Source organism: Bacillus cereus, assembly GCF_002561295.1.
GTDB lineage: Bacteria > Bacillota > Bacilli > Bacillales > Bacillaceae_G > Bacillus_A > Bacillus_A cereus_S.
Map to the genome: position 1 here is coordinate 88,777 of NZ_NTUG01000037.1, position 25,589 is coordinate 114,365.

A 25,589-nucleotide genomic window follows, 5' to 3' on the forward strand; every position below is an offset into this window, starting at 1 on the left:
TTTTTGGAGAATTCGATATTTACTTTATACAAAAATATTATTGTATTAATTTTCCGAAAAATCTGTTAAAATATAACAAATATACTTGTCTACTTTTGGAAAGGGTGGTACATATGATACAAAAATTAAAAGAAAATATAAGTTCAGTTTTTGTCGGAAAAGAAAATGTGGTTGATTTACTCCTTGTTTCATTACTTGCGGATGGGCATGTATTACTTGAAGATGTACCTGGAACAGGAAAGACATTACTAGCAAAAACAATCGCAAAAAGTATTGGTGGCGATTTTTCTCGTGTTCAGTTCACTCCTGATGTGCTTCCGAGCGATGTAACCGGAATTGAATACTTTAACCCTAAAACGAGTGAATTTGAATTAAGGTTCGGACCAGTTATGACAAATATATTGCTAGCAGATGAAATAAACCGAGCTATGCCTAGAACACAATCTAGTCTATTAGAAGCAATGGAAGAGCGCCAAGTCACACTCGAAAAGCAGTCCACACTTCTTCCTAAACCGTTCTTTGTTATTGCGACGCAAAATCCAATTGAATCACAAGGAACTTTCCCTCTCCCTGATGCACAACTCGATCGCTTTTTAATGACAATTTCAATTGGTTATCCTTCTTTAGAAGATGAACTAAAAATGATGCGCCGTTTTCGAAATAACAAACCTTTAGAGAATATTCTTCCCGTTATAACGTTAGAAGAAATTTTGCAAATGCAACAAAAAGCAAAAGAAATACACGTATCTGAACCGTTAGAACTCTATATCATTCAGCTCGCTAACGCTACGCGAAATCATGATTATATCGCCAACGGCGTCAGTCCGCGTGCAACACTTGCCTTAGTTAGAGCGATACAAGCATTGACCTATTTACATGGTCGTGAATACTGTACACCTGAAGATATACAATTCTTACTTCCATACGTATGGAAACATCGTCTTATTTTATCAATGGAAGGTGCGCTACGCACGACGAAACAGAAGTTAATTGAAATTATTTTAACGGAAGTAGACGTTCCTGTGGAGATTGAGCAATCATGAATTATACACGCATTGTAACCGTTCCATTATTTTTCCAGCATCATATTATTAAACTAACAATTCCAGTTGCTTTGTTTCTAGCGTTCTATGTAACAAATTCATATTTCGTTATTCCATTTCTGTTTTATTATTTATTTGCTTATTTTATTTATCGTTATACAGCATACATAGATACGCATTTTCAGATTGTCGACAAAAAACAAACAACACGCTTATTTCCTGATGAAACAGGCAGTTTATCGATTCATTTACAAAATAAAGCGAAACTTCCTTTAGTGAATGGCACTTGCTTTTTACATATCAATCCAAGCCTAATACTAAATAAAACAACTAGTGTTGAGCAAATATCTAAAACGTTACTTTCTTTCCGCTTTTCACAGCCTGCAAAGTCAGAACAAAATTGGGAACTATCGTTTACAGCTACAAAGCGCGGTGTTTTTAAAATTGAACAATTTGAATGTATGATCGGTGATCCATTTCATATCATTCAAGTTCATCTGCCTATTGTCGATAAATTGAAGACTGAAATTATCGTTTATCCTACTTTAAAGCGTGTTGCAGGGTTACAGGAAATACATCAACTCGCAATCGGTACTTATAAAACAAACTTTTCTTATTTTCATGATGAATCCTCCATTGTTGGTATAAAGAAATATGAGCGAGAATCGTTTCGGAGTATTCATTGGAAAGCATCTGCAAAAATGCAAAGCCTGCAAGCGAAACAATATGAAGCAATCAAAAATTATAGTTGGACAATCTCCCTTTACTTAGGGGCAGATCGTGGATTGGGCTGGAAAGAAAACATTGAAGATTTAATTTCTTACACATCTTATTTGTGTCAATTTGCAACAGAGAAACAAATTCCTTTTGAATTGTTTGTGAGTATCTTTACTGAAGATGGACCTTTATATCTTTCATTAAATGACGGGCATTTACACTATGCAAAAGCTTTAGAAGAGCTTGCCCGCATTTCCGAGGACAGTACATTGCTTCCTCGTGAAAGCTTCCTTCACTATTTGGATAGAAAAAAAGAACGTTCTTCCATCCTATTCTTTATAGGAATCCGAAAGGAGGACGTACCAAATATGAAGCAACAAATGTATTTGATTACGGATGAAGGGATGGTGGAACAACTTGAGAACATGGCTCTATTACGTTAATGATTTTCTTCTTCTGCTTTTTCTTTCTCTATTGACGGAGCAAGGAAGAACAATTCCCATCATCCTATTTTTAGTTATTAGCTTTCTTTGTACGATTCCCATTCATAAAATGAAGAGCAATAAGAGAAGAGCTTTCATCTTACTATTTATTCTACAAGTTATACTTTGTTCCGCATTTTCTATCTTTTCTATCGTTAGCTCTGTCTTAATCCCTTTCTTCTTTTACATCACACATGCACGGGATGACATAACAGCACACCATAAAATGCTAGGTGCCTTTTTATGGTTCGTTATTTCTTATTTTCTTCATTTAATGAAGTTACCTTCTCTATGGGTACTAGTTCTATTTGCCTTATTTATTCTGCTGTCACTTTGGATTACTAGTTATAATAAAAGTCAAAAAACAATTCGTTTTGTATCTATCACAGCAATTGGAATAGTAAGTTTTCTATTCTTCTTATTTATTCCGTATATACGCTTCGCACTTTCGTATCTTTTCTACTGGGTAGCACTTGGTTTTGGCTATGGTATCGAAGCTTTATTATCTATTACCAATCCAAATGATGCTACAGAGGCAATAGGAAAGTTAGGTGGAGGAGCGAGTTCAACACTTCCAGAAGCCAGTCAACCATACGATGCCGTTGTTGCTCAAACCGTTACTGCTTCCATCATCGGAATCATTGCTGCATTTGTAATTTGGAAGTTATACAAAAAGAGAAAATCCTTTCACCTTGGAAATATTTCCTTTTATAACTCTGGTACAGTGATGCAAGAAGAAGGGATATTACAAAAAACAACTAGAATGACGCGCCCACCAACGAACGCGATTCGCAAAGAAATTTTTAAGCTAGAAAAAAAACTAAAGCCACCTTTAAACAGAACTCGCGGCGAAACCGTTGATGCATGGATGGAGCGAATTCAAACAGAAGAAGATATCTCTATAGAAGTTGATACCATTATAAAAGCATATAATATGGTTCGATATGCTGATCAGGAGAATACTGAACTATTTCGGGAATTTAAAGAGGAAGTAAATAAGCTTTATACCTATCAAAAGACGTTAAAAAAGAAGAAAAAATAAAATACCCTCTCGATTACGCTATTTTAGAATAATCGAGAGGGTATTGATTATTTTATTAATTGTCCATCATAAACCTTAATATCTAACGGAGCAGTTAAGAACTGATTCGCCTTTTTAACAAAAGAAGTAAAGTGTTCACTTGTGTTATGACTAGCAACCGCTTCTGCATCTTGCCAAACTTCTACCATTGTATATACACTTTCTTTTTCCGTATCCTTATATAAATCATATGATACGTTTCCACTTTCTTCTCTTGAATCACGAATGAGTGGTTTGATTTCTTCTACAAATGTTTGTTGTTTTGTTGGATTTACTTGAAACACTGCGTGAATGATAATCATCGTACTTCCCCTCTCGTATTCTAAATTACTTCCACTGTGCAATTTTATCGATTGGCAGGCGAACTGATTGGTATCCGCTATCAGCTGCTTTTCCAATTGAAATTAACATAACTGGTACATAGCGATCTTTCTCTAAACCGAAAGCTTCTGCGATTTGATCTTTTTCAAAGCCGCCAATTGGACATGTGTCATATCCATGAGCACGAGCTGCTAACATAAGCTGCATAGATGCAAGACCACCATCAATTAAAACAGTATCTCTCATCACTTCTGGTGAAACCATAGAGAAATACGCAGAAAGCTTTTGCATTTGGTCTTCTTTCACTTCAGCTGGCATAAGCCCACGTTCAACTGCTGTGCCATAAATTTCTTCCGCGTTATCAAAGTTTTGTAAATCACCAAATACCGCAATCATAGCTGATGATGTTTCTACTTGAAGTTGGTTGAATTTCGCAAGTGGTGCAAGTGTTGCTTTTCCTTCCTCACTATCAATCACAAGGAAACGCCAAGGCTGCATGTTTACTGAAGATGGCGCAAGCGTTGCTTCAGTTAAGATTTCTGTCATTTCTTCTTTACTAATTTTTACAGTTGTATCGTATTTACGAATCGAACGACGTCCTGTTAAAATTTCTGTAAAATCATTTATTTTTGTTACGTTACTCATAGATGTAATCTCCCTTTTTCCATTTTATATTTAGACTTCTTGTATATTTTCTTCAATGCGATTTAACATATTTAAAAGGTTATCACGCTCTTCTTCACTTAAACCTTTTAACGCAGTCGCTGCAAAACGCTCCTTCTCTTCTTGAAAGGCATGAATTTTATTTCGTCCATCTTTCGTAAGAGAAACTAAAGTAATCCGATTATCATCTGGATTTTTACGTCTTGTAATCATTCCGCTTGCCTCAAGCTGCTTTAAATGTCTTGTAATCGCAGCATTATCAATATTCACTTCTTGTTGAAGTGCTTTTTGACTCATTTCATCAACCTCATATAACTGAAGTATAAGCTCCAGCCTAGATTGACTCATACCTGTACAACCTTCAAACTTCGAACTTACTTCTTTATTAAGAAAGTGTATTTTATATAAAATAATCGCTTCCTTTGAACATGAATTAGTCAATTTACTCCTCCTTTGCAAAGGCAACATGCAATTAATTGACATATCAATGATTGATACATCAATTAATATACCCGATTAAAATTTTAAATGCAACCATTTTGTTTTTCACTTATTTATTTTTTGTCTACATAAAAAAATAAAACCCCTTTCCTTTTACAAAGAGGTTTTATTCATTCCGCTCCAATTATAGATTTCTCTCTAACAATATTCCCACCTGCTCCGCAATGACGCAAGATGGTTCATTTAATCCATTTGTGAAATACGAATCCTACAATATCGACTCCTAAAAATTGAATAATGCCATCTTTATCTAACCCTTGATTTTCCCCTTTACTTACATGTTCATATTTTTCAAAATTAAGTATTTCATCACGTTACAAATAAAACAAATTTCCCTATAATGGAAATAACCTAAAAATTGGAGAGTGATTAGAATGCGGAAATTTAATACGAAACGAAATGAGGAAATAAACATGAAAAACGAAATGAGGATTTTAACATATGAAAACAATAAATATAGGAATTGTAGCGCACGTAGACGCTGGAAAGACGAGTTTGACTGAGCGAATTCTTTATGAAACGGGAGTCATTCAAGAAATTGGTCAAGTAGATCAAGGAAGCACGCAAACAGATTCGATGGAGTTAGAAAAGCAACGCGGAATTACTATTAAAGCGTCTGTCGTTTCTTTTTTTATAAATGATTTAAAAGTAAATGTAATTGATACGCCAGGCCATGCAGATTTTATCGCGGAGGTAGAACGATCTTTTGGCGTTCTAGATGGTGCTATTTTAGTAATATCTGCAGTCGAAGGTATTCAGGCACAAACAAAAATTTTAATGAACACTTTACAAAAACTACGTATCCCAACAATTTTATTTGTAAATAAAATTGACCGTAGCGGTGCTCAAACTACGAAAGTGATCCAACAAATACGTGATATGCTTACGAATCAAGCATTCCCGCTATATAAAGTGAAAAATGAAGGAACAAAAAAGGCGTATATTCTTCAAAACAAAGTAGATGCTGATGTATATGATGAGTATATTGACCTTCTAGCCACCCATAATGAATCGTTACTTGAATCCTACGTAAATGGCGAAGCACTACATGGAAACACTTTAAGAAAGGAATTATGTGATCAGATTCAGCATGCAAATATATATCCAATCTTTTTCGGTTCAGCAATGACAGGAATCGGAATCACTGAATTGCTTGAAGGTATTTCAGTAATGATTCCTCCAAATGATTGTGATGATATAAATACAGCTTTATCTGGTATTGTTTTTAAAATTGAAAGAGAACCGAGCGGAGAAAAAATTGCTTACGTACGGATATTCTCCGGTTGTTTACAAGTAAGAAAATATATCGATATCAATCGAAAGCAAAGTGACTTATATACCATTTCACACAAAGAAAAAATAAAAAAGCTTCATCTATTTCATAATGGAAACGCTGTTCAATCCCCTATTGCTCGCTCGGGAGAATTTTGTAAAATATGGGGGCTTAGCAACATTAAAATCGGTGACGTGATTGGTGAATGGTCAGATAAACTGAAAAACATTCACTTTGCAGAGCCACAAATGGAGGCTGTAATTGCGGCTCTGCAAAAAGAAAAAAATCATGACCTGTATCAGGCACTGGTGGAACTATCGGAAGAAGATCCACTTATAAAAGTCATGAAAGATGATATTCACAACGAAATCTATATTCGGCTTTTTGGTGAAGTTCAAAAAGAAGTAATTGAAACAACGCTACAAGAAAACTATGATTTAGCCGTTTCCTTTTCAAATACAAGAATGATATGTATAGAAAAACCAATTGGAATCGGCAATGCTGTAGAAGTCATGGGTGAAAAGAATAACCCTTTCTATGCAACAATTGGTTTTCATATTAAACGTGGTGCACCCGATTCCGGTATCACTTATAACTTAGAAGTCGAGCTTGGCTCATTGCCTTTAGCATTTCATAAAGCAATTGAAGACACAGTATTCCAAACGTTAAAACAAGGTTTATACGGATGGAAAGTCACTGATATCGTCGTAACATTAACGCATACTGGCTATGCAAGTCCCGTTACGACAGCTGGTGACTTTAGAAAATTAACTCCTCTTGTATTAATGGATGCTTTAAAACAAGCTGGAACAAATGTATATGAACCCGTAAATGAATTTGACTTAACAGTACCGGAAAATTCAATTAGCACAGCAATGTATAAATTATCGGCCATTCAAGCTACCTTTACAGAACCTATACTGCATAACGATTCCTTCCATCTAGCAGGAACTGTGCCGATGGCTAAAACAGAGAACTTTAAACGCAGTCTGCATTCTTTTACGGAAGGCGAAGGTGTCCTTATCACTAGACCTTGCGGATATAGTAAAATCGAATCAAACTTCCCGACTCGAAAACGAGTAGACTATAATCCGCTAAATCGAAAAGATTATTTACTACATGTGCTTCGTGCTTATTAATTTCATACAGACTAAAAAAGTCGATTGTCTAGATGACAATCGACTTTTACATATAATGACCGTGTTCTTACAATGATGCACTTATTATGAACCACTACTAGCGGAAGAAGCTGCTGCAGAGGAAGCCGTAATCGCTGCAATCATAGCCGCCTGCTGTGCTTGAATAAGGACCTCTATCATGGTTTGTAATCCTGTATTGGCAGCTTGACTTTCTGCACCTTTTTGATTTACGAACAGTTGGATTGCAATCAAAATATTTGCATCCTTATACCAACGGAACTGCTTATCTCCCTGCAATTTCTCAATAAGTGCTCGAACAGAATGAACTTCTTTCTCTCCATCTTCAAGCAATGAGAGTAGTCCGATAGCTGGATAATGCATCTGTTTCACCTTTATTTTTTCTTGTTTCATCGTATTCCATATATTCATATAACGTTCTACTAAAACATCTTCACTAGCATCCTTATTTAACGAAAGAATGTGGCTTAAAAATTGAAGATCATTCCCTTTGTACATACCAGCTGTTGCTAGCTTTTGATACAGTCGCTCCACCCGGTCCATCAGTGTATCTACTTTCTCTGGTTGCCCCGCTAACAAAACAGTAAGCGGATAGTCATTGGCGCCCGTAAGAAAGAAATGATCCTTTTTCATACGTTTATATACTTGCTGCGACTTCTCAATACGTGCGTCATACTGCCCGTTTTCTTCTGCTAACAGCGCTGCTGCTGCAAGATACGTAAATATACTTCGTGTAAACCCGCCAGCAAGCAATCTTTCATATACATCTAGAAACTGCTGAAACGCTTTTTTATAATGGGTAAAGTGAATATCTAATGTTGCCGCAACTACAAAACGATGATACGACTTTAAGTATGAAAACATACCTACCTCATCTTTAATATACTTACTAATTTCTAAAAAACGTCCAAGATGAAACGGTTTATCGCCACCTGCATACATAGCAGCAATCATCATCCCTGTCCGAGAATCGCTCGTTTTCCACTTTAGTTCTCCTTTTAACTGTCCATATATATGTATGTACTGCTCCAATTTCTGCTCTAATGTAATCATAACGGCCCCCCGTTTTTCTTCTATTATACTATCATTCCATATTTAGGAATATTGTTTTCATATAGAATATACAAGTGTGTTCTTCACTTCATGTTTTCCACATAATTTCTCAATTCGCCATAATAAGTAAAGTCCACCACCTTTCTATCTCTTCTTATTCATTCCTAACAATATGCTCCATCTGAACAGGTAAATCTTGTACATTCTCCTTTAGGAAATCTGGTTTCAAATTATATTCACTTATATGCTCTAGTGGCACCCATTGAAATATATACCTTCTACCTTCTTCTTCAAGAACAAATGAATCCTTTCCTTCTGCAGGAAGTTCAAGTAAGTTCACTTCATAATAGAAGCTAATTTCGTGAAATTGATGTTCATCATATGTAAAGAAATTTTCAGCCATCCACAATAGCCTTTTTACATCAACATCCACTCCTAATTCTTCCCTCAGCTCCCTCTTCACCGCGGCTTCACTGCTCTCAAGCATTTGTACACGCCCGCCCGGTACATACCAAAAGTCTTCTCCTTCATTTTGAATGATTAACATTTTATGATTCTGTTTACATATCGCGCCGACTCGGTAATTAAAACATGTTTTTTCTAATTTGAATGTAAGATCCATTGTGATATATCCCCTTTATATAATTTCATATGTATAAAAAGATGTTATTATATAACGTAAACCAAAACACCTTCAAAAAAGTAGAAAGCATTTTGGTTTACATAAGCATCCTAAAAAACCTATCACTACTTATTTTGTAAAATAAGCCTTCGTCCCTTCTTTTGTAACGAGAACCCCTTCCTGAATTTGCGAACAATAATTTGCATCCTAAAAGGATACCGTTTTAGATTGTAAATGATTGTTTCTCTTTACTATTTAATTCTCTTTCTTTTGTAATTCTTATGGATCTGAGTAGGAGTCCGATTCCAAGAAATAAAATGGTAGCGATAACTCCACTAATCGGATTCAACCAAAAGTCACCACTCTTCGTAAATGTAATTATCCCTGTTATTGTTACTAAAACTGTAGGAACTGCATCTTCAACGGCGTGCATTAACACACATGGCCACACTGATTTTGTAATTCTATATATTTCAACATACATAACAGTCCATGAAACCATAAATATGCAGCCCGATAAAAGCATATCTAATCTTGAAACTGATTCGAAATATTGATTTGGTAGAAAGACTAAATAATAAGCAGCGTGCCATAGTGCCCATATAAGCCCAGAAATAAGATAAATTAACCAATCATTTACTTTTCGTTCAATCAGTTTTGGTGTCAAATAGCCACGCCAAGTAAACTCTTCAAATATATTTTTAATAAAATTACTTATGATAGAAACAAATATGAGTGGAAATAGCGAAGAAATTTCAAAATGAGCTAGGTTAGATACACCTAAAAGTAACGCTAGGCTAACTGTTATTATAGTAACGAGAGGATAAATAGATAACGATACAACATACCACTTTACATTTCCTTTCAAATTCAGTTTGATGCCAATATCTTTCCAATCACGACCAATCGTTCTAAGTAATAAGCTCGTTAAAAATGGTAAAATGAGCCACAATCCCATACCTAAAGAATTTCCTTCTGGTTGTTCTGTCAGAAGCGAATCGAGCAGTACCCCAAGCCACCCACTTGCCAATACAAGAATAACGAAAATACTCAAATGCAAATTCGGATTATTCTTTTTATCGGTATTCATTTTAAATATCTCCTTCTACTTTTTTCTTCCCGTTGCCTGACATTTTTTTTGTACCGAGTGTTACAAGACTTAATCTGTTCATCTTTTTCTTCCACAAACAAAAATATCAGAATATTCACTTTAATATTACTCCACCAACCTCTATTTTGTAAATAATTAACAAAAACACAACACTGTTGTGGTAGTAAACGAACTAGAAGTTATAAAGGATACGATCTCCATTCAGGAAAGGCAGACAATGTTTCGTACATAACAAAGGCATCCGCTCTCTAATCCATGGATGAACCTTTTCATTTTCCATTTGAAAAGCATAATAACCTAATACAGACATGAGCATGAATCCTTCAACAATCATTAAAACATCTTCAGGTACTTCACCCTTTCCGAAATAGCCTTCAAAAAATAAATTTCTAGTTGTAGCTGTGGAATTTAATGCCCCCATTGCCACGTCGAACAAATAATACCCATATCCAAATAGGCCATAATCAATAAAAGCAACGCCTCCTAATTCTGTTATAAGAACATTGCTCATGTTCAAATCCCCATGGATGATTCCCCATGCATCTAATCCTTGTAAATTCACAAGACGAGAGCTGATTAAATTCAAAGTTTGCTCAACGATATGAAAATTAGAACGGCTGAACAATCCTTTCTCAATGCCACGATAAATTTGTTGAATCATCGTATCTATTCTTTTTTCTCCATAATTCGGTCTAACTTGTTGAAGTGCTCGGTTATATGCACGTAAATATCGATGTAATTTAGCTGTCTGAGTTCCAAGCTCTTTAACTATTTTTGGATTTGAAAAATCTTCTTTATTTAAATTTCGGCCATCAATCCATTTTGCAAGTGAAGTCATAATAGTAGTTTTCTCGTAATCAAATTCCACAATAAATTTTCCCAAACTATTTTTTATAGGGGTCTGTACTACAAGATCTGTGTCGTTAGCGATATCAATAAGTAGTTGAATCTCGCTTATTAATCCTTCTTTTGTATGTTGTAGTCCTGAAAAATTTTCTGTGAAAGGCTGATGGATACGAAATAAATAGGTACAGCCATCAGCCAAGTCCGTCACTTTATAGGTCTTATTTTCATTATGTTTAAGAAATGTGATTTCTGGTCGAACAAGACCATATTCACTAAGAACTTTAACTAACAATTCATTGGTGATCTCCATTACTTTTCCCCTCTCTACTTTATAGTTTTAAGCTAATGGTTATACTACTATAAATCAGTTCACAAGTTAATGAACTGTCCCCTATAACATGGACAGTTTAATAGATAAAGAAATTAGGTTTTTTCATTCCTCTATTAAAGTTCACCGTTAAGAATAAAGAACTGATCTATTTAATATGACCGCACAGGTGAAATAAGATGACGATACGAAGAATTATCAACAGGTTCAATTAAGACTGGTCTCATTGAACCATCAAAACTTAATCTTATCTCTTCTTCCTTTATTACTTTTAAGGCATCAATTAAAAAACTCCCATCAAGTGAAATACTTAATTCTTTCTCTCCGCTAATCATTTTAATATTTTGTGTTTCTTCTATTTCTCCTAATTCTGATGAGTTAGAAAAAATTCTTATTTTTGTACCATCCTTAATTTCTAAATTCACCTTGTTATTTCTCCATTCATTTGCAAACAGACAAGCCCTGTCAATACCTTTTAATAGTTGAATTGTGTCCAGGGTAATTATTGTCTTCGAATCTTTTGGCAACAATCCTGAAATGTTAGGATAATTACCTTCAATTAGCCTTGAAAAAAGGGAAATCGTGTCGGATTTAAACACGATATAGCTATCCGTCATATAAATATGTATTTCACCAATTTCATTTTTAATTAACTTAATCAACTCATTTAGGCTTGCACCCGGAACGTTAAAAGAACCATTTACATTTGTTTCTATTGCAAGTTCCCTTAACGCTAACCGATGAGAATTGGTTGCAACGCACGAAAGTTGGTTTTCTTTGAAAGACATATTAACTCCTGTTAGAACAGGTCTGGACTCACTCTTGGAAACTGCGAACACCGTTTGATTAATGGCCTCTATTAATTCAATACTGGGGATTTTAGTGTACGTAGCTTCATCAATTTGAGGAAGACTTGGGTACTCTTCCGTATTAAATCCATTTAGATTGATTACAATTTCATCAGACTGAATGGTAACTAACTGTTTTCCGTTTACTTTTATATGTATATCATGAGGTAATTTTTTAACAATTTCACTTAAATATTTAGCAGATATAACAATACTACCTGTCTTATAAACTTCTAATACCTTTACATCATTGATCATTAAAGGAATTATTTTTTCAATAACAATATCAGAATTGCTTCCAACAAGGATTAAGCAATTTTTTTCAGCAATTAACTTAATACCTGTCAAAATAGGGAAAGGGTTTTTTAAAGATACTGCTTTACTAACCTCTGAAATTGCTTTGTTAAAACATTCATTATTGATGATAAATTCCATAATAAAGTTCACCCCATTTTAATCGTTATTGAAACTAATTCGACAAAATCCCTAAAAATCCCTATTTTTCGTTTAACTATCTTTGAGTAGCAAGAGCTATTTTCTTTGGAAAACAAGGGGGAGTTTAGGGAACGAAGCTTACAGCATCAATTGCCAACTAGCGCTCTACATAATTATCAAGGCCATCAATATCTGGAACACCTTACATCTAACAAAAGCAGTTAAATACCAAGGCTGCTTTCATAAACTTTATTGTATTCACAAATAAACCGAACGTACATTCTTGTTATTTTTTGTATATTTTTTATGATTAATCTATACGTATAAAGTGGGAAAATTAAAGTGAATGAGAATGACTTAATTCTTTTGAACTTTGAAGAAATATGGGATTAATATTGCAACTGTTATGGTAGTAGATTTTTGGCAAGTAGAAATGAAAAGGAGGAAATCTTATTGGAAAATAATAAGCTTAGTTACAACCCGCACCAAAATGCCAAGCCTGGTGAAATCATTACTTTCGGCACTTATCCGCAGACGGTTGACGGCACAGACAAAACGCCAATAAAGTGGAGGATATTGCAAAACTCAGGTAGAGAGCTGTTCATTTTGAGCGAGTATATTTTGGACTGCAGACGATATCAAGGTAAATCCGCGAATATTACGTGGCGGGATTGCGTAGATATTACATGGCGTGACTGTGATTTGCGCAAGTGGCTAAACGATGAATTCTATAGCGCCGCATTCAATTCTGCCGAAAAGGAATTTATAAAGACGACTCATTGCACGGACAATGGAGAAGGCAGTCCGGATACAGAGGACAAGGTTTTTTTACTGAGTGTTACCGAAATAAAAGATTTATCTACTATACACGGCAAGGATTTGCTACGCGCCGTTGGAACGGACTTCGCCAAAACGAAAAAGCCCGATGGATGCAGCTTATATGTATATGATAAAACGAACAAAGATAACTACATCATCCAAAATGGCGAAGAAGTTGGCTGTTCTTGGTGGTGGCTGCGAACACAAGGAAATAAGGCTTCGCGTGCGTTTTTTATCGGTCCAAGTTGCAGTATTCGTAGCTATGCAAATGTCAGTCTAGCCCGTGACGGCGTGCGCCCCGCTTTGAAAATTAATTTTCAATAATAAAAGGGGGATTTCGTCGTAACAAACTGCACCGCCAAGAACAACACAAGCTATTGTAGCCTTTGTCTTAGGTTAGTTACATAATATGAAAGGGCGCTTTCACGAAATAAAGAGAGTGTCATTTTTGTGTAAGAAACGATTGAGTTTCACGTCCAGATTTGAAATAATTGAGATATTGCGAAAAGGATTTTAAAAGCCTGATTACATTTCAAATGTCGTAAGGCTTTTTAAAGTTGTTTAATCTTGTTCAACTAAAGCACCTGTTTGTTGAAGAAAAGGTGCCTTAATTATAGAATCGTTGACTTTTTAAACAAAGGTATGTATCCTCCACTAGGCCCATAAGCGACCCCAATCTTTTCCCATCCATATTTTTCATAATAGTCTTTAAGATCTGAAGTAAGATAAAGAAATTTGTACCCTCTTTTTGCTGCTTCTAGCAGTCCATGATTCAATAATTTTGCTCCTAGAGAGTTGCCCCTGAATTTTTCATCTACAAACAAACATGCTAGCCATGGGCTCAAATCCTGACGACTATTTAGGTCATTACGAATTAATGCATAAGTTCCGATAATCTTATCATCTACTTGTGCAATGTAAAAACTCGGTATGTCATTTGAATCAGTTAAAGCATTAATCATACAATCTTCATAAAAAGCACGCCCACCTTCCTCACCCCATTCTTTCCAAAAAACATCTATAGCCTTATTAAATAAGTCATCCTTCTTTAGTAATTGAATTATTTCCATAAATCTCTCACCCCAAAAGTATTATTTAATGATTGTAGAACCAACCAAAATTAATGTTTTTTCAAGTATCTTTATTTCCTTTATGTAACCAGCTATAATTTCTTCACCCTTGAATATAGGCTTTTAATATTTATTCTCTTAATTTATAAAAATTCCTTTTTAAGCGAACCTGCACCGTTAGTGACATAAGCAATGTTTTTCATTCTTAAATGTAGTGTAGTGCTTGGAGGGAAATAAGTATCTCTTAACCAAGAAAAAATCCCCATATTCATGTCAAAAAGTAGAGGATTTTTGAGTTTTAATAGACTTAGGATATAGGCGTACTTGTTTAAGAAGGGTACCTGTTAGTTAAAGTGCATTTATACTCTAAATTTAATAAAACCCACTCAATAATTATAACTGCTGAATTAATCCGTTCATTCGTGTTACCTAAAAACACTGTATGAAGCAAATCATCCAAATTAGTAAGCCTATTAGAACAATGTGGAGTAAGTATATTCATTCTTTAATTGAATCGAAGGATCATATTTGCGAATAATTAACAACCTTTTGTTTCCCTGTCACTAGATGAAGTATCTTATGAAAAAAGTACATCACTGTATAATTCGTGAGGTAGATGAGTTTCTATACTGCTATGAGAGGTAAGTAGAACATATAGAAAGCTATCTTTGCTTTAACAGTCATTTCCCTTCTCTCTACTTTTACTAAAACCAACAAAACAGGATCCAGCAACAACAAATACTAATGCAACAACTTCTTTTGTCACAGAGACAATCTCCATATAAACCAATACCGCAAATACATATGCTATGATGGCACTCACTATAAAAAATATCTTTTCAAATTTCTTCACTCTACCATCACTCCTTTATATATTTTTAATATTATATTAATAATGGAGTATACTAATCTCCATTCCCTTGGATTCGTGCAGTTAGCTTTTGCTAGCTGCTCTTTTCATGAGTGTCTAAATATGAAAGGCGACGTTTCGCAGGAAACGTCGCCTTTTTAATCTATGCCCTTTCATTTTGAATCATTAATATTTTATGATTATATTTACATATCGCACCGACTCGATAGTTAAAACACGGTTTTCCGATTTGAATGTAAAGTCCATTATTGTATAGCACCTTTATATAATTTGAGATTTACCTACTATATACTTTATCTACAGGTTGTTTCTTACAAGCTATAAGCATAGAAGTCAATCCATTTAATGCAAGCATAACAACTATTCCAATAGATAAATAAGCTAAATCTAGAGAAAATACTTTTATCGCATGCCATGGAGATCCTGCACTATAAGTTAACAATGGAATAAAACCGATAGATGATACACCAAAAGCAATACCGCAAATAAACCATAGCATTCTCCTATGAAATTTTCCTAATTTGATCTTTACAAGCAGATATATACACATTACAAAAAGAAAGCATATGATCCCCATTGTAACCAGTTGAACAATTGGTGTATTAGGAGGTATATCAACTGGGTCTTCTCCATTTATTATATTTATAATGCCTTGTTTCAAATATAGAAGCGCTTCTTCTTCTAGAATATGATTTTTATTCGTTAGAATCACACCTCCCCATTCTGTTTTTGGTATGAAAAACATTTCAGCATGTGAATCAGGAGTTGATCCTGAATGCCATATCATTTTCTCCTCAGAATTCGGATTTGTAATTCTTAATCCTAGACTATAAAAGCGGTTCTCATTGGTTTGAACTTGAGGTGATACATACAGATTCATAGTTTTTTCAGTTATAAAATTAGCATTCTCACTTCGACTAAGGAATTTTATATATTGAGTCATGTCCTCTGCACTGGCAGCTATATACCCATACGGTGCCCCGCCATTATCATATGCTACGGGACTTTTTCGTGGGATTCCAAACCATGACTGATAGCCACTTAAATACCCTTTCTTATATGCGGTATCCTTATCAGCTGCTGCATCTTTCATACCCAATGGTAAAAATATTTCCTGCTCCATGTAGTCAGAATATGTTTGATTAGTAACTTCCTCAATAAGAGCACCAAGAATTAAGTAATTGGCGTTACTGTATTGGTATTTTTCTCCAGGTAAAGCGGTAAGCATAACGTTTGATAGACTTTTTACATTATCTTTTATAGCACTGAGCTCTTCAGATTCTTTGTCTGATATTGCCAAACCCGAATACGTACTGATTCCACTTGAATGGGTAAGTAAATGTTTAATTGTTATTTTCGATGATGCTTCTTTATCTTTAAGTGTAAACCACGGAATATATTTTTGAATTGGATCTTCTAAGCGAACGGCATCTCCTTCTATTAACTTCATTACAGCTAAACCTGTTAGCGATTTACTTATCGAACCTATAGTAAAAGGCGTCTCGGTAGTTATTTTTTCCTCAGTCTCTCCCGTTCTCCCCCACGCTTTCGAATAAAACAAATCATCTTTATGAACAATTGCAATCGAGGCTCCTGGAATTTGATGTTCTTTTATAAAGGTTTCTACATAGTTGTCTATTGTGCTCTTAATATCTTTTTCTGCGAAAACTTTCGAAGCTGGTAGAAATAAAATAGCAATATTCCATAATACGTATATAAAAACAATCGTAATTTTCGGTATTTTCATTTCGAACTCACCTACTTATACTTACTTTTCTCATATACAGCACTACCAGCATGGAGATTACTACAGAAATAGAAATGCTAGTAATCATTAATAGAAAATTCCACCAAGAATTATCTGCTATTTGATACAAAATATTATAGTCAAATGAATGATTAGAATGTAGTGGGTTAAATGTTTCTGTTAAAAACATAGATAGTAGAAGTTGTGAAGCGAGGTATGTAACAATAGAAGTAAAGAATCCAATCACAAACAATTTCCCTGTTCTATTTTTAAATTTTCGAATCTGCCTTATTTCAGAATGAAGATCTATATCATTCATTTCTAGAAAATCTTTAACAAATGTTGTTGCATCTCCTAAATCTTTTAGACTATCTTGATCGTGTACGCGACATTCTTGAATATGCTCTAAAAGTTGTTGTTTCACAATATTTCTTTTCCTTGAACTGACTTGATATTGTTTTAACTCTTCAAGAACCTCCCTTATAAACTGCTTTTCTTCCTTGGTCAAATTCCTGTTCATTCTAAATACTCTCCTTTCAAATTACTTTGCAGTAGAGATTTTATATCTTTCTGTAATCCCAACCACTCGTTGATTTTTGTCTGAAGATACATTTTCCCTTTTTCATTAATTTCATAATAAACTCTCACCTTACCACTTTCCGTCATTTCACGATAAGTATGAACCCATTCTTGATCTTTAAGCTTAGTCAATATGGGATAAATACTTCCTACTCCTTTCAGTTTTAAATTATTCCTTTCCAATTCCTTCATAATTTCATATCCATAACTTTTCTCCTTTGACAAAATAGATAATACACACATTTCTAAGTGACCTTTAATTAAACTTGTTCTGTCCATAGGATAAATTTAACAAAAATATATATTTTATTCAAGTATATATTCAGAAAATATTAACTATTTAGAACGATTTGTATTCTCCGCAAATTCCGCTCCAATAAAATAAATATAACCCCATCTCATGTTAAGACGGGGCTAAAATAATTGGTTAAAACCTAAGTAATACACAACCCTATTCGCTTTTTCAAACTCCTTATTTAGAGTTCTCCTTTTGTGACCAAGCCTCTAATAACCATCGCTCTCTTTCTCTTGATATTCCTGCTTTTCGTTCTGTATCCTCCCTCAATTTCTCCCATTGGTACACATCATAAACGGTATCTTCAATTGGTCTAAAAGAAAGACCAGCGTTAACAGCTTTTTCTATACTGATGAAAAAACTGCCTTTCCATGGTTCTGTTTCCCCCTCTAACGGGAAAGTTTCAGGAATCCATAAAGGCATCTCCGTCCATGGCTGTACTTTATTTTCCAGTAGAAATTGCTCTTCTACCCATACAAATTCAGCATTGCTGTTTGTTACTGCTTTACAAGTATTTAATAATTCTTCTATCGTTAATTCATCATTCGGTCCTGTTACATTAAATGTACCTACTTTTCTCTTTTCTGCCATATCGAACGCCCAAGTTGCTACATCTTTTACATCAATTAATTGAACAGGACGGTCTGAACGCCCTGGCACCATTATTTTTCCACCCCGTGATACATGCTGAACCCAGTACGGAAGCCGATCCGAATAGTCAAATGGTCCAACGAGAAGCCCTGCCCTTACATGTAACACACGACCCGGCCAATGTTTTTCTGCTTCTTCCTCACATAAAACTTTCAATGCGCCATAATACTCGTAGGGAGATATTTCCCCCTCCTCAATCACTTTCAACTTATCGCTAGGCGGCATAGGCTGTAGATGATAATCTTCCTTAATATGAAGTGGAATCCAATCTTTATAAGTAGAAATACTTGATACAAAAATATAATGTTCGATGTTGTCTCCAAGTGCAGCAGCAATTTTTTTAATGTGATGTGGCGCAAATCCACATGTGTCCATTACAACATCCCACTTTCGATTTTGTAACACTGATACATCACTATCCCTATTCCCGACTAGCTGCTCCACTTCAGGAAATATCTCTTTATTCGTACCACGATTAAACAATGTAACTTCATGCCCTCTTTTCAATGCTTCTTGTACTAAAGCTCTTCCTAAAAAACGAGTACCACCTAATATAAGGACCTTCATAATTTCCCCCCATTCATTTTCATAACCTATAAATTTAGTATTCATTTTAAATAACGATTTTCCTATTTAAAAAGTTACGGGGAATGATGAAAAAATTAATAACTGATGTTGCTTTTGTTCAATATGGTATGGCTCTTTTGGGATGACAATATAACCTATAAATTGCCTCCTATATACAGTTTGTAATTTCACAAAAAAATTATATGAATAATCAGTTTTTATGATATAAATAACTTAAATAGCTTTCTCTAAAAATACATAGAAAAGGAGTGATATATTGAAAAAGAAGTGGTTTATTTTTGCTTTAGGACTTATTTTCTTCCTCTTTTCTAGCCCTGTAAGTATTAGAATTATAATGGAAATTACTCATAATTCTAATTTCCATGCACGTTATGATATGAAAACAGTTAGTGAGGTTGTTTTAGTACACCCCTCACCTACAGATTATTCTTTTTATGGTACCACAATTAATACGAGTCATATTGAAAAAGATACAAAGTATACCATTGATGATTGGGACAATAAGCTTGTTACTTCTGATATTTTGATTACTATTAATGAAACAACAATTGAAACCTTAAAAGACTTTAAAGTTCGTATAAATGATGAAGGTTTTGCTAAATATTATGGAAATGTGGAATATTGGCTTGTAACAGATAAAGTAAAGAACGAAAAATCCTTTATTATTGTAATGAAAAAAACAAATATTGATTTTGATACTGTATATGATATAACGGACGCACACCTCAATCAGCTCGAATTTCGCACCTATACGGTTTCAACTGATGGGAAAATTAAAAAGCAAGACTTTTCCTTTACAGATAGGGATCCCTTACAAACTAAACTTATGTTTGGCATCTCTCCTATCGGTGTAGGATACTACACAAACGATTTACATAGCATGCCTAGTTTATTTTTCCCTATTCTTTATCCGTTTGGTATATGGATTATTGGGCTCATATTACTATTCTATTCGATCCCCTTAATCGTTCTAAAAAAACAAAGTTGGAAATCGGAAAAGAAACACTAACATTTCATATAAAAAAGAGACTACGGATTCATTAAAGGTCTCCCCTTATCAAGGGGAGACCTTTAAGTTTCACTTTATTTCCACAACCTTTTAACCCCCACCAATTCCTCACCATTGAATTCCATTCTATATATATCCGGTTTTGATATATGTAGCAAAAAGTTCAAATCGTACTGATTGTCATAGTATCCCATCATCAAAGTCATAACTGCCCCATGAGTACCTAATGCTATTTTTCGTCCTTGATAGGTGTTCAATAATTCTTTCAAAACTCTCATAGCCCGCTCTTGACAAGCTGCATTAGATTCTCCTCCCATTAAAGCGAAGTTCGGATTAGAGAATGACTTCTCTAATAAAGGCATTAGCTCCTTATCAGACATTCGTTGATCCCCAGTAGAAAAAACTCTCTCTTTTAAGCCCTCAAATACAAGAACCTCTTGCCCTAAATGTTCTGCTAATCTCTGAATCGTTAAAATGGATCGACTGTATGGGCTTGAAACTACAGCTTCAATACCCTCCTTTTCTAATATGTCAGTTACTCGATTAGCATCTATTTTCCCTTTTTCAGTTAATCCTCTTGTTCGTTCATTTCCTTCTGTTTTTGGTGAATCACCATGCCTCACCATATAAATAACCGTATTCATCCTTACCATCCTTTACACCGTTTATAATTATTTATACACTCTTCACAAACAACACTCTACTTCCACCAGCCCCATCATAATTTGTATGTACAGATACACCATCCACTTCCCCATCACCTATTTCAATCTCAAATCCAATTTCTTGATGAAATTGAATTGATTTTTTATTTACTGGAGAAGTTACCGCCTTTACAATATGACGTCCATTGGCACGAGCAGCATCAAAGAAGTAAGAATACAGCGTAGCAGCAATCCCCTTTCTTCTATGTTCCGGATTTACCCCAATGAAATGTACATATGCCTCATCTTTATACGTTTGCGATAGAAATCCACATAAAAACCCTAGCATCTCTCCATCCTCTTCAATAACAAAACTCGTTTTTTGAAAATGAACAAAGAATAGCTTTGGTAACATGTCGGCCATATTTCTTCCGCCCCACCATTCGTTAATTACAGCATGAATTGCGACATAATCTTCCCCATGTATGTTTCTCACTTTCATTTTCTTTTCCTCCCCTTCAAGTACCCCTAGTTGATTCCTTCTGCACAATCTGCAAGCACACTCTATATTATTTGCTACAGATTACCTCACTTCCTCCAATCTAAATATTTTGACATATCAAAATATTTTTTGTAATATATTTAAATAATTAGAATATTAAAAACATAAGAGGTGAACAAATGACACAACAAAGTTCTGTCCAAAGAAAAGCACTCATTGCTAGTTTAATTGGTAGTTCTATTGAATGGTTTGATTTCTTCCTATATGGAACTGCTGCTGCACTTGTATTTAACAAATTATTTTTCGTAAACGAGGATCCCCTCGTCGCACTGATGCTTTCCTATCTTTCTTTTGGTATCCCGTTTTTCATCCGCCCTCTTGGAGGTATTATTTTCAGTCATATCGGTGACAAAATCGGCAGAAAAAAGACACTTGTGTTAACTCTATCTCTTATGGGAGGGGCGACAGTATGTATTGGCTTACTTCCTTCCTATGAAAGTATCGGTATATTAGCTCCTATTCTTCTAATCTTACTGCGAATTATTCAAGGATTAGGAATCGGCGGCGAATGGGGTGGCGCTTTACTATTAGCAGTCGAATACGCACCGAAAGATAAAAAGGGATTTTTCGGTAGCATCCCGCAAACAGGTGTTACCATTGGAATGTTACTTGGAACTGCAGCAATCTCCTTGATGACAATGATTTCTGGTGATAACTTTGTAACATGGGGATGGCGAGTTCCATTTATTCTGAGTGCCGTACTCGTATTCATAGGATTGTGGATTCGAAATGGAATAGATGAAACACCGGATTTCAAAAAAGCAAAAGAAAGCGGAAACATTTCAAAACTACCTATTGCTGACACATTACGTCATCACTGGAAATCTGTATTAATCGCGACAGGAACAAAAGTAGCAGAAACAGCTCCTTTCTATATTTTCTCTACATTCATTGTTTCCTACGGTACATCTCAGCTGAAACTACCGAATACAACTGTTTTAAACGCTGTTACGATCGCTATGTTCATTACGACAATTATGATTCCGATTATGGGGAAACTTTCAGATTCCATTGGAAGAAAGAAAATGTACATATGGGGAACGATCGCTATGCTTTTATATGCTTTTCCCTATTTCCTTCTATTAAATCAAGGAACTACTTTTTCTATCATTATCGCAACTGTTATTGGTCTAGGGATTTTATGGGCACCAGTAACAGCTGTATTAGGTACATTATTCTCTGAAATTTTCTCGACTCAAGTTCGCTATACGGGCGTTACGTTAGGTTATCAATTAGGCGCTGCACTCGCTGGCGGAACAGCACCGATGATTGCTGCTTACTTAATGAATGTATATAACGGTTCTTGGATTCCAGTAGCATTATACATTGTGCTTACTTGCTGCATTTCTTTAATCGCAATTGCTGCCGTTTCAACGAAGCAGATTGCCGAAAATGTACAAAATCAAGATATACAAGCTTAATCAATCGGGGGATTTTCAGTTCCCCCTTTTCTATTAAAAAGGAGGATAATTAGAATGATTCATATTACAGAAGAAATGGTAAAAGATATTTATAAAATGAAAGATTGTTTGCACGATGTAGAAAAGGCATTTCAATATTATATGAACAACGAAATTACAACACCTGTAAGGCTCAATGTACAGCACTCTCAAGAAGAGGCAAACTCTCTTTATATGCCCTCTTATGTAGCTCCAATTGAATTTGCATCTACAAAAATCGTTAGTATCTTCCCTCAAAATACGCAAAAAGGAAAAAAAGCACTACAAAGCTTAATCGTTTTAACAGAAACAAATACAGGTGATCACGTCGCAACAATTGAGGCATCCTATTTAACAACGCTTCGAACAGGAGCTATGAGTGGAATTGCGACAGAACACTTCGCTCGCCAAGATGCTAGCGTTTGTGCTGTTATCGGCTGCGGCGCTCAAGCACTCGGGCAAATACAAGCTGTAATGGAAGTTCGTTCTTTAACTCGCATTCTCCTCGTAAACCGTACATTGCAAAAAGCATTTGAATTTAAAAATCTACTGCACTCCTTATATCCAAATTGGAGTGGATCCATTGAGATTATAGAATCGGCTAATGATGCGGTGGCAATATCCGATATCGTCATTTGTAGTACAACTTCAACTACCCCAGTGTTTGATGGAAAACACTTAAAACGTGGTACTCATATTAATGGAATTGGCTCTTATCAACCTCATATGCAAGAACTCGATTTCACTACATTACAGCGCAGCGATAAAATTATTGTAGATACACTAGAAGGTGTGCAGCACGAAGCTGGCGACTTCTTAATCGCAAGTGAGCAAAACGAATGGGATTTCTCCAATATATATAGTGAGCTTGGGGATATTATTTTAGGTCATAAACAAGGACGCGCAAATGCTGATGAAATTACTTTATTTAAATCTGTGGGAGTTGCCTTTTTAGATACAGTAGTGGCTAGTTCGATTTATGAAAAATATATGGAAAAATCATCTGTGAAGTGATTTGGAAAGTGCCTCGTCACAAGTGCGATCATCATATACTTGTAATGAATCAAACAAAAAGAGCGTATTTCATTACGCTCTTTTATTTTGGTTATCAAAAATCACCTTTTTATTTTCCTCTTCTGCTCCCTCGATATGGTTTGACTTAAACAAAAAAGAACCAACTTCTGTCAGCCGGTTCTACACAAATATTTTAATTACTTACTGCGATTACTTTATAAGGGCTATAATTTCCCGCACTATCTCTCGCTGTTACACTTACTTTCGTTCCCAACTTTTGGATTGGTATCGTAATTGAAAACTGCCCCTTTGAGTTTGCTTTTCCTGTACTAATAACGGTTGAACCTACTTTTACATATACAGTTGTATTAGGCTCAGCACTTCCTGTTATTACTTTATCTTTACTTGTAAGCTTATTTACATTCGGGATAGCTGGAGGTGTTTTATCTAGTACACTTATTGTTGCATATGGACTGCTATTGCCTGCACTATCAGTTACGATTACACTTACTTTTGTTCCTGCTTTTTGCATAGATATCGTAATTGAGAATACTCCTTGTGCATTCGCTTTTCCCTTTCCAATAACTGTAGATCCAGATTTTACTGAAATACTTGAATTGGGTTCAGCTGTTCCTGTCACTACCTTATCTTTATCTGCGACTGCATTCACCTTTGGCGCTAAAGGTGTACCTTTTTTCGTAATGTACGCAGAAGAAATATAACCTACTAGTTTTTGATCTGCTGTTTTGACTGGATACCAAACAAACTGATTATTACTATCTACAGATTGATCATATGCAAAGCTCCCTTGAATAATCAAGTTCGCATTTTTACTTAACGGCTTCCCACTTGATGTCGAAGTCGGTTTTGACCTTAAGTTTACTCCCTCTCTTGTTACAAGCACTTGATCGCCTGTTTTAAGATGGTATATAGAGGGATGTAGACCTGTTAATATGTACTCTTTCTTTTTAAATACAATATTTTTGCTAGTATTCGGATCATATTCAAAATCAGCTGTACGGAAAGGAAACTGTGCTAGTTTCGTATCATTTAAAAAGCTGTTTTGTTCAAGAATCGCAAATACTTTTTCTTGATAAGCGTTCGGATTTTTCTGACCATTAGCCTTATATAAAGGGCTGTTTGCAGGTTTTGTTCCATTATAAGCCATAATAGGGAAGTACCAGTTTTCTATCACTTCTAATCCAGCAGACTTTATCTTAGGAAGGTCCGTTCGCTGATACATACTACGAAGAACTTCAACACCCGCTTGAATATTATAAGTAATATCGGATTTTAACTTTTGCTGATCGTACTGGGGCTGATTTGTGATTTGCATAATCCCAATTCCGCCGTCTTGCGCTATAATTGGCTTGCCGTTTCCATCAAATTGTTTCCAGCCACTTTCTTGCGCAGCTACAGCCTTTACAATTTCAGGTGGAACATTTGCTTTTAATGCTGCACTTGTTAGTAAGCAATTCAAATGCTGACGAGAAGGATTTTGATTCGGTTTCATTTGGCCATATGCCCCGCATGTAGATGCTGCTGAAGCGGGAACCTCTTTATAAGACCAACATAAAAGCATAACACCAGTTAATACCCCCGCTTTTAGTAAACTTAATTTCATTCTGCCATTCTCCAATCTATATAATAATCTATTTTTATATAGTATATTTTACCATGCTATATTGCTAATTTTCTATAATATAAAAATCATTTTATTAAACTAATGAAATAAACACTAATCTCAATTTACAACAACGTATTTCACACGATAAACTCCCCCTGTTATGATTCGCTACCACGGTATCTCAACGGTTTTA

25 protein-coding genes and 2 pseudogenes are annotated in these 25,589 nt (G+C 35.0%); 9 read left to right on the forward strand and 18 right to left on the reverse strand.

Annotation, left to right across the window (positions count from 1 at the left end; all coding sequences use genetic code 11):
- Positions 1-113: 113 nt before the first annotated feature.
- The 3 genes from CN373_RS19900 to CN373_RS19910 are packed head-to-tail and all read left to right on the forward strand — an operon-like array spanning position 114 to position 3,284.
- Entirely contained in the window at positions 114-1,043 is a 930-nt protein-coding gene (locus CN373_RS19900) for an AAA family ATPase (protein WP_098360019.1), read from the forward strand.
- On the forward strand, positions 1,040-2,203 hold the full coding sequence (locus tag CN373_RS19905) for a DUF58 domain-containing protein (protein ID WP_001110095.1): 1,164 nt from the start codon (positions 1,040-1,042) through the stop codon (positions 2,201-2,203). Before CN373_RS19900 ends, CN373_RS19905 begins: the two co-directional genes overlap by 4 nt.
- A complete protein-coding gene (locus CN373_RS19910; RefSeq protein ID WP_098360020.1) occupies positions 2,178-3,284 on the forward strand; it encodes a DUF4018 domain-containing protein in 1,107 nt (368 codons plus the stop codon). Before CN373_RS19905 ends, CN373_RS19910 begins: the two co-directional genes overlap by 26 nt.
- 47 nt (positions 3,285-3,331) lie before the next feature.
- On the opposite strand, the gene CN373_RS19915 is transcribed toward CN373_RS19910, so the two are convergent.
- Genes CN373_RS19915 through CN373_RS19925 form a run of 3 tightly spaced genes read right to left on the reverse strand, consistent with a single transcriptional unit; the run spans position 3,332 to position 4,748 of the window.
- Positions 3,332-3,625 (reverse strand): putative quinol monooxygenase, encoded by a 294-nt coding sequence (locus CN373_RS19915; RefSeq protein WP_000583840.1) that lies wholly within the window; start codon positions 3,623-3,625, stop codon positions 3,332-3,334.
- 25 nt (positions 3,626-3,650) lie between these two features.
- The gene (locus CN373_RS19920; RefSeq protein ID WP_000073327.1) at positions 3,651-4,289 is read right to left on the reverse strand and encodes a nitroreductase family protein; all 639 of its coding nucleotides are present in this window, start codon (positions 4,287-4,289) and stop codon (positions 3,651-3,653) included.
- Positions 4,290-4,319: 30 nt separating this feature from the next.
- Positions 4,320-4,748: a MarR family winged helix-turn-helix transcriptional regulator gene (locus CN373_RS19925; protein ID WP_000185031.1), complete on the reverse strand. Its 429-nt coding sequence runs from the start codon at positions 4,746-4,748 to the stop codon at positions 4,320-4,322.
- A gap of 501 nt (positions 4,749-5,249) precedes the next feature.
- Between CN373_RS19925 and tet the strand changes: the two genes are divergently transcribed.
- Positions 5,250-7,220 carry a tetracycline resistance ribosomal protection protein gene (gene tet / locus CN373_RS19935; RefSeq protein ID WP_098360021.1) on the forward strand — a complete coding sequence of 657 codons (1,971 nt, stop codon included), beginning with the start codon at positions 5,250-5,252 and terminating at the stop codon, positions 7,218-7,220.
- A gap of 84 nt (positions 7,221-7,304) precedes the next feature.
- Here tet and CN373_RS19940 read toward each other — a convergent pair whose 3' ends face one another.
- From CN373_RS19940 to dnaN, 5 genes are all read right to left on the reverse strand, one after another.
- A complete protein-coding gene (locus CN373_RS19940; protein ID WP_098360022.1) occupies positions 7,305-8,291 on the reverse strand; it encodes a DUF4003 family protein in 987 nt (328 codons plus the stop codon).
- Positions 8,292-8,445: 154 nt separating this feature from the next.
- Complete coding sequence (locus CN373_RS19945; protein WP_000366224.1) at positions 8,446-8,913, reverse strand: NUDIX hydrolase; 468 nt, start codon at positions 8,911-8,913, stop codon at positions 8,446-8,448.
- A gap of 223 nt (positions 8,914-9,136) precedes the next feature.
- Positions 9,137-10,003, reverse strand: a complete 867-nt coding sequence (locus tag CN373_RS19950; RefSeq protein WP_001090713.1) for a CPBP family glutamic-type intramembrane protease — start codon at positions 10,001-10,003, stop codon at positions 9,137-9,139.
- 193 nt (positions 10,004-10,196) lie between these two features.
- On the reverse strand, positions 10,197-11,180 hold the full coding sequence (locus CN373_RS19955) for a phosphotransferase enzyme family protein (protein WP_000406865.1): 984 nt from the start codon (positions 11,178-11,180) through the stop codon (positions 10,197-10,199).
- Positions 11,181-11,350: 170 nt separating this feature from the next.
- Positions 11,351-12,481, reverse strand: coding sequence for a DNA polymerase III subunit beta (gene dnaN / locus CN373_RS19960; protein ID WP_000394359.1), 1,131 nt, complete (start codon positions 12,479-12,481; stop codon positions 11,351-11,353).
- 86 nt (positions 12,482-12,567) lie between these two features.
- Here dnaN and CN373_RS26210 point away from each other — a divergent pair.
- Positions 12,568-12,713: pseudogene (locus tag CN373_RS26210) on the forward strand (Tn3 family transposase); the annotation flags it as partial.
- Between the two features lie 221 nt (positions 12,714-12,934).
- Positions 12,935-13,624: a DUF6273 domain-containing protein gene (locus CN373_RS19965; protein ID WP_098360023.1), complete on the forward strand. Its 690-nt coding sequence runs from the start codon at positions 12,935-12,937 to the stop codon at positions 13,622-13,624.
- A gap of 287 nt (positions 13,625-13,911) precedes the next feature.
- On the opposite strand, the gene CN373_RS19970 is transcribed toward CN373_RS19965, so the two are convergent.
- The 7 genes and pseudogenes from CN373_RS19970 to CN373_RS19995 all read right to left on the reverse strand — a co-directional run bounded on the left by CN373_RS19970 (position 13,912) and on the right by CN373_RS19995 (position 19,080).
- Positions 13,912-14,370 (reverse strand): GNAT family N-acetyltransferase, encoded by a 459-nt coding sequence (locus CN373_RS19970; RefSeq protein ID WP_098360024.1) that lies wholly within the window; start codon positions 14,368-14,370, stop codon positions 13,912-13,914.
- A 673-nt stretch (positions 14,371-15,043) separates the two neighbouring features.
- Positions 15,044-15,223, reverse strand: a complete 180-nt coding sequence (locus CN373_RS19975; RefSeq protein WP_098360025.1) for a hypothetical protein — start codon at positions 15,221-15,223, stop codon at positions 15,044-15,046.
- A gap of 169 nt (positions 15,224-15,392) precedes the next feature.
- Positions 15,393-15,487 (reverse strand): annotated as a pseudogene (locus CN373_RS26215) (NUDIX hydrolase); the annotation flags it as partial.
- 31 nt (positions 15,488-15,518) lie between these two features.
- A complete protein-coding gene (locus tag CN373_RS19980) occupies positions 15,519-16,988 on the reverse strand; it encodes a serine hydrolase domain-containing protein (RefSeq protein WP_098360026.1) in 1,470 nt (489 codons plus the stop codon).
- A 7-nt stretch (positions 16,989-16,995) separates the two neighbouring features.
- Positions 16,996-17,508 carry a hypothetical protein gene (locus CN373_RS19985; RefSeq protein ID WP_098360027.1) on the reverse strand — a complete coding sequence of 171 codons (513 nt, stop codon included), beginning with the start codon at positions 17,506-17,508 and terminating at the stop codon, positions 16,996-16,998.
- Positions 17,505-17,846, reverse strand: coding sequence for a PadR family transcriptional regulator (locus CN373_RS19990; protein WP_033664135.1), 342 nt, complete (start codon positions 17,844-17,846; stop codon positions 17,505-17,507). The genes CN373_RS19985 and CN373_RS19990 overlap by 4 nt, the downstream gene beginning before the upstream one ends.
- Before the next feature lie 193 nt (positions 17,847-18,039).
- Complete coding sequence (locus tag CN373_RS19995; RefSeq protein ID WP_098360028.1) at positions 18,040-19,080, reverse strand: SDR family oxidoreductase; 1,041 nt, start codon at positions 19,078-19,080, stop codon at positions 18,040-18,042.
- Positions 19,081-19,357: 277 nt separating this feature from the next.
- Between CN373_RS19995 and CN373_RS20000 the strand changes: the two genes are divergently transcribed.
- Positions 19,358-20,110: a hypothetical protein gene (locus tag CN373_RS20000; protein WP_000731140.1), complete on the forward strand. Its 753-nt coding sequence runs from the start codon at positions 19,358-19,360 to the stop codon at positions 20,108-20,110.
- 74 nt (positions 20,111-20,184) lie between these two features.
- Here CN373_RS20000 and CN373_RS20005 read toward each other — a convergent pair whose 3' ends face one another.
- Both CN373_RS20005 and CN373_RS20010 read right to left on the reverse strand, forming a co-directional pair.
- The gene (locus tag CN373_RS20005) at positions 20,185-20,754 is read right to left on the reverse strand and encodes a histidine phosphatase family protein (protein WP_001098853.1); all 570 of its coding nucleotides are present in this window, start codon (positions 20,752-20,754) and stop codon (positions 20,185-20,187) included.
- Between the two features lie 31 nt (positions 20,755-20,785).
- Positions 20,786-21,256: a GNAT family N-acetyltransferase gene (locus tag CN373_RS20010; RefSeq protein ID WP_000868317.1), complete on the reverse strand. Its 471-nt coding sequence runs from the start codon at positions 21,254-21,256 to the stop codon at positions 20,786-20,788.
- A 179-nt stretch (positions 21,257-21,435) separates the two neighbouring features.
- Between CN373_RS20010 and CN373_RS20015 the strand changes: the two genes are divergently transcribed.
- Both CN373_RS20015 and CN373_RS20020 read left to right on the forward strand, forming a co-directional pair.
- Complete coding sequence (locus CN373_RS20015) at positions 21,436-22,737, forward strand: MFS transporter (protein WP_000193991.1); 1,302 nt, start codon at positions 21,436-21,438, stop codon at positions 22,735-22,737.
- A 54-nt stretch (positions 22,738-22,791) separates the two neighbouring features.
- Positions 22,792-23,769, forward strand: coding sequence for an ornithine cyclodeaminase family protein (locus tag CN373_RS20020; protein WP_000581364.1), 978 nt, complete (start codon positions 22,792-22,794; stop codon positions 23,767-23,769).
- A gap of 193 nt (positions 23,770-23,962) precedes the next feature.
- On the opposite strand, the gene CN373_RS20025 is transcribed toward CN373_RS20020, so the two are convergent.
- Positions 23,963-25,393 (reverse strand): Ig-like domain-containing protein, encoded by a 1,431-nt coding sequence (locus tag CN373_RS20025; protein ID WP_000777537.1) that lies wholly within the window; start codon positions 25,391-25,393, stop codon positions 23,963-23,965.
- Between the last annotated feature and the right edge of the window lie 196 nt (positions 25,394-25,589).

Excerpts from the sequence above, each read along its gene's own strand:
- CN373_RS19900 (WP_098360019.1), top strand. The coding sequence starts at position 114 with ATGATACAAAAATTAAAAGAAAATATAAGTTCAGTTTTTGTCGGAAAA.
- CN373_RS19905 (WP_001110095.1), top strand. The coding sequence starts at position 1,040 with ATGAATTATACACGCATTGTAACCGTTCCATTATTTTTCCAGCATCAT.
- CN373_RS19915 (WP_000583840.1), bottom strand. The coding sequence starts at position 3,625 with ATGATTATCATTCACGCAGTGTTTCAAGTAAATCCAACAAAACAACAA.
- CN373_RS19920 (WP_000073327.1), bottom strand. The coding sequence starts at position 4,289 with ATGAGTAACGTAACAAAAATAAATGATTTTACAGAAATTTTAACAGGA.
- tet (WP_098360021.1), top strand. The coding sequence starts at position 5,250 with ATGAAAACAATAAATATAGGAATTGTAGCGCACGTAGACGCTGGAAAG.
- CN373_RS19940 (WP_098360022.1), bottom strand. The coding sequence starts at position 8,291 with ATGATTACATTAGAGCAGAAATTGGAGCAGTACATACATATATATGGA.
- CN373_RS19945 (WP_000366224.1), bottom strand. The coding sequence starts at position 8,913 with ATGGATCTTACATTCAAATTAGAAAAAACATGTTTTAATTACCGAGTC.
- CN373_RS19950 (WP_001090713.1), bottom strand. The coding sequence starts at position 10,003 with ATGAATACCGATAAAAAGAATAATCCGAATTTGCATTTGAGTATTTTC.
- CN373_RS19955 (WP_000406865.1), bottom strand. The coding sequence starts at position 11,180 with ATGGAGATCACCAATGAATTGTTAGTTAAAGTTCTTAGTGAATATGGT.
- dnaN (WP_000394359.1), bottom strand. The coding sequence starts at position 12,481 with ATGGAATTTATCATCAATAATGAATGTTTTAACAAAGCAATTTCAGAG.
- CN373_RS19970 (WP_098360024.1), bottom strand. The coding sequence starts at position 14,370 with ATGGAAATAATTCAATTACTAAAGAAGGATGACTTATTTAATAAGGCT.
- CN373_RS19980 (WP_098360026.1), bottom strand. The coding sequence starts at position 16,988 with ATGAAAATACCGAAAATTACGATTGTTTTTATATACGTATTATGGAAT.
- CN373_RS19985 (WP_098360027.1), bottom strand. The coding sequence starts at position 17,508 with ATGAACAGGAATTTGACCAAGGAAGAAAAGCAGTTTATAAGGGAGGTT.
- CN373_RS19990 (WP_033664135.1), bottom strand. The coding sequence starts at position 17,846 with ATGGACAGAACAAGTTTAATTAAAGGTCACTTAGAAATGTGTGTATTA.
- CN373_RS19995 (WP_098360028.1), bottom strand. The coding sequence starts at position 19,080 with ATGAAGGTCCTTATATTAGGTGGTACTCGTTTTTTAGGAAGAGCTTTA.
- CN373_RS20005 (WP_001098853.1), bottom strand. The coding sequence starts at position 20,754 with ATGAATACGGTTATTTATATGGTGAGGCATGGTGATTCACCAAAAACA.
- CN373_RS20010 (WP_000868317.1), bottom strand. The coding sequence starts at position 21,256 with ATGAAAGTGAGAAACATACATGGGGAAGATTATGTCGCAATTCATGCT.
- CN373_RS20015 (WP_000193991.1), top strand. The coding sequence starts at position 21,436 with ATGACACAACAAAGTTCTGTCCAAAGAAAAGCACTCATTGCTAGTTTA.
- CN373_RS20020 (WP_000581364.1), top strand. The coding sequence starts at position 22,792 with ATGATTCATATTACAGAAGAAATGGTAAAAGATATTTATAAAATGAAA.
- CN373_RS20025 (WP_000777537.1), bottom strand. The coding sequence starts at position 25,393 with ATGAAATTAAGTTTACTAAAAGCGGGGGTATTAACTGGTGTTATGCTT.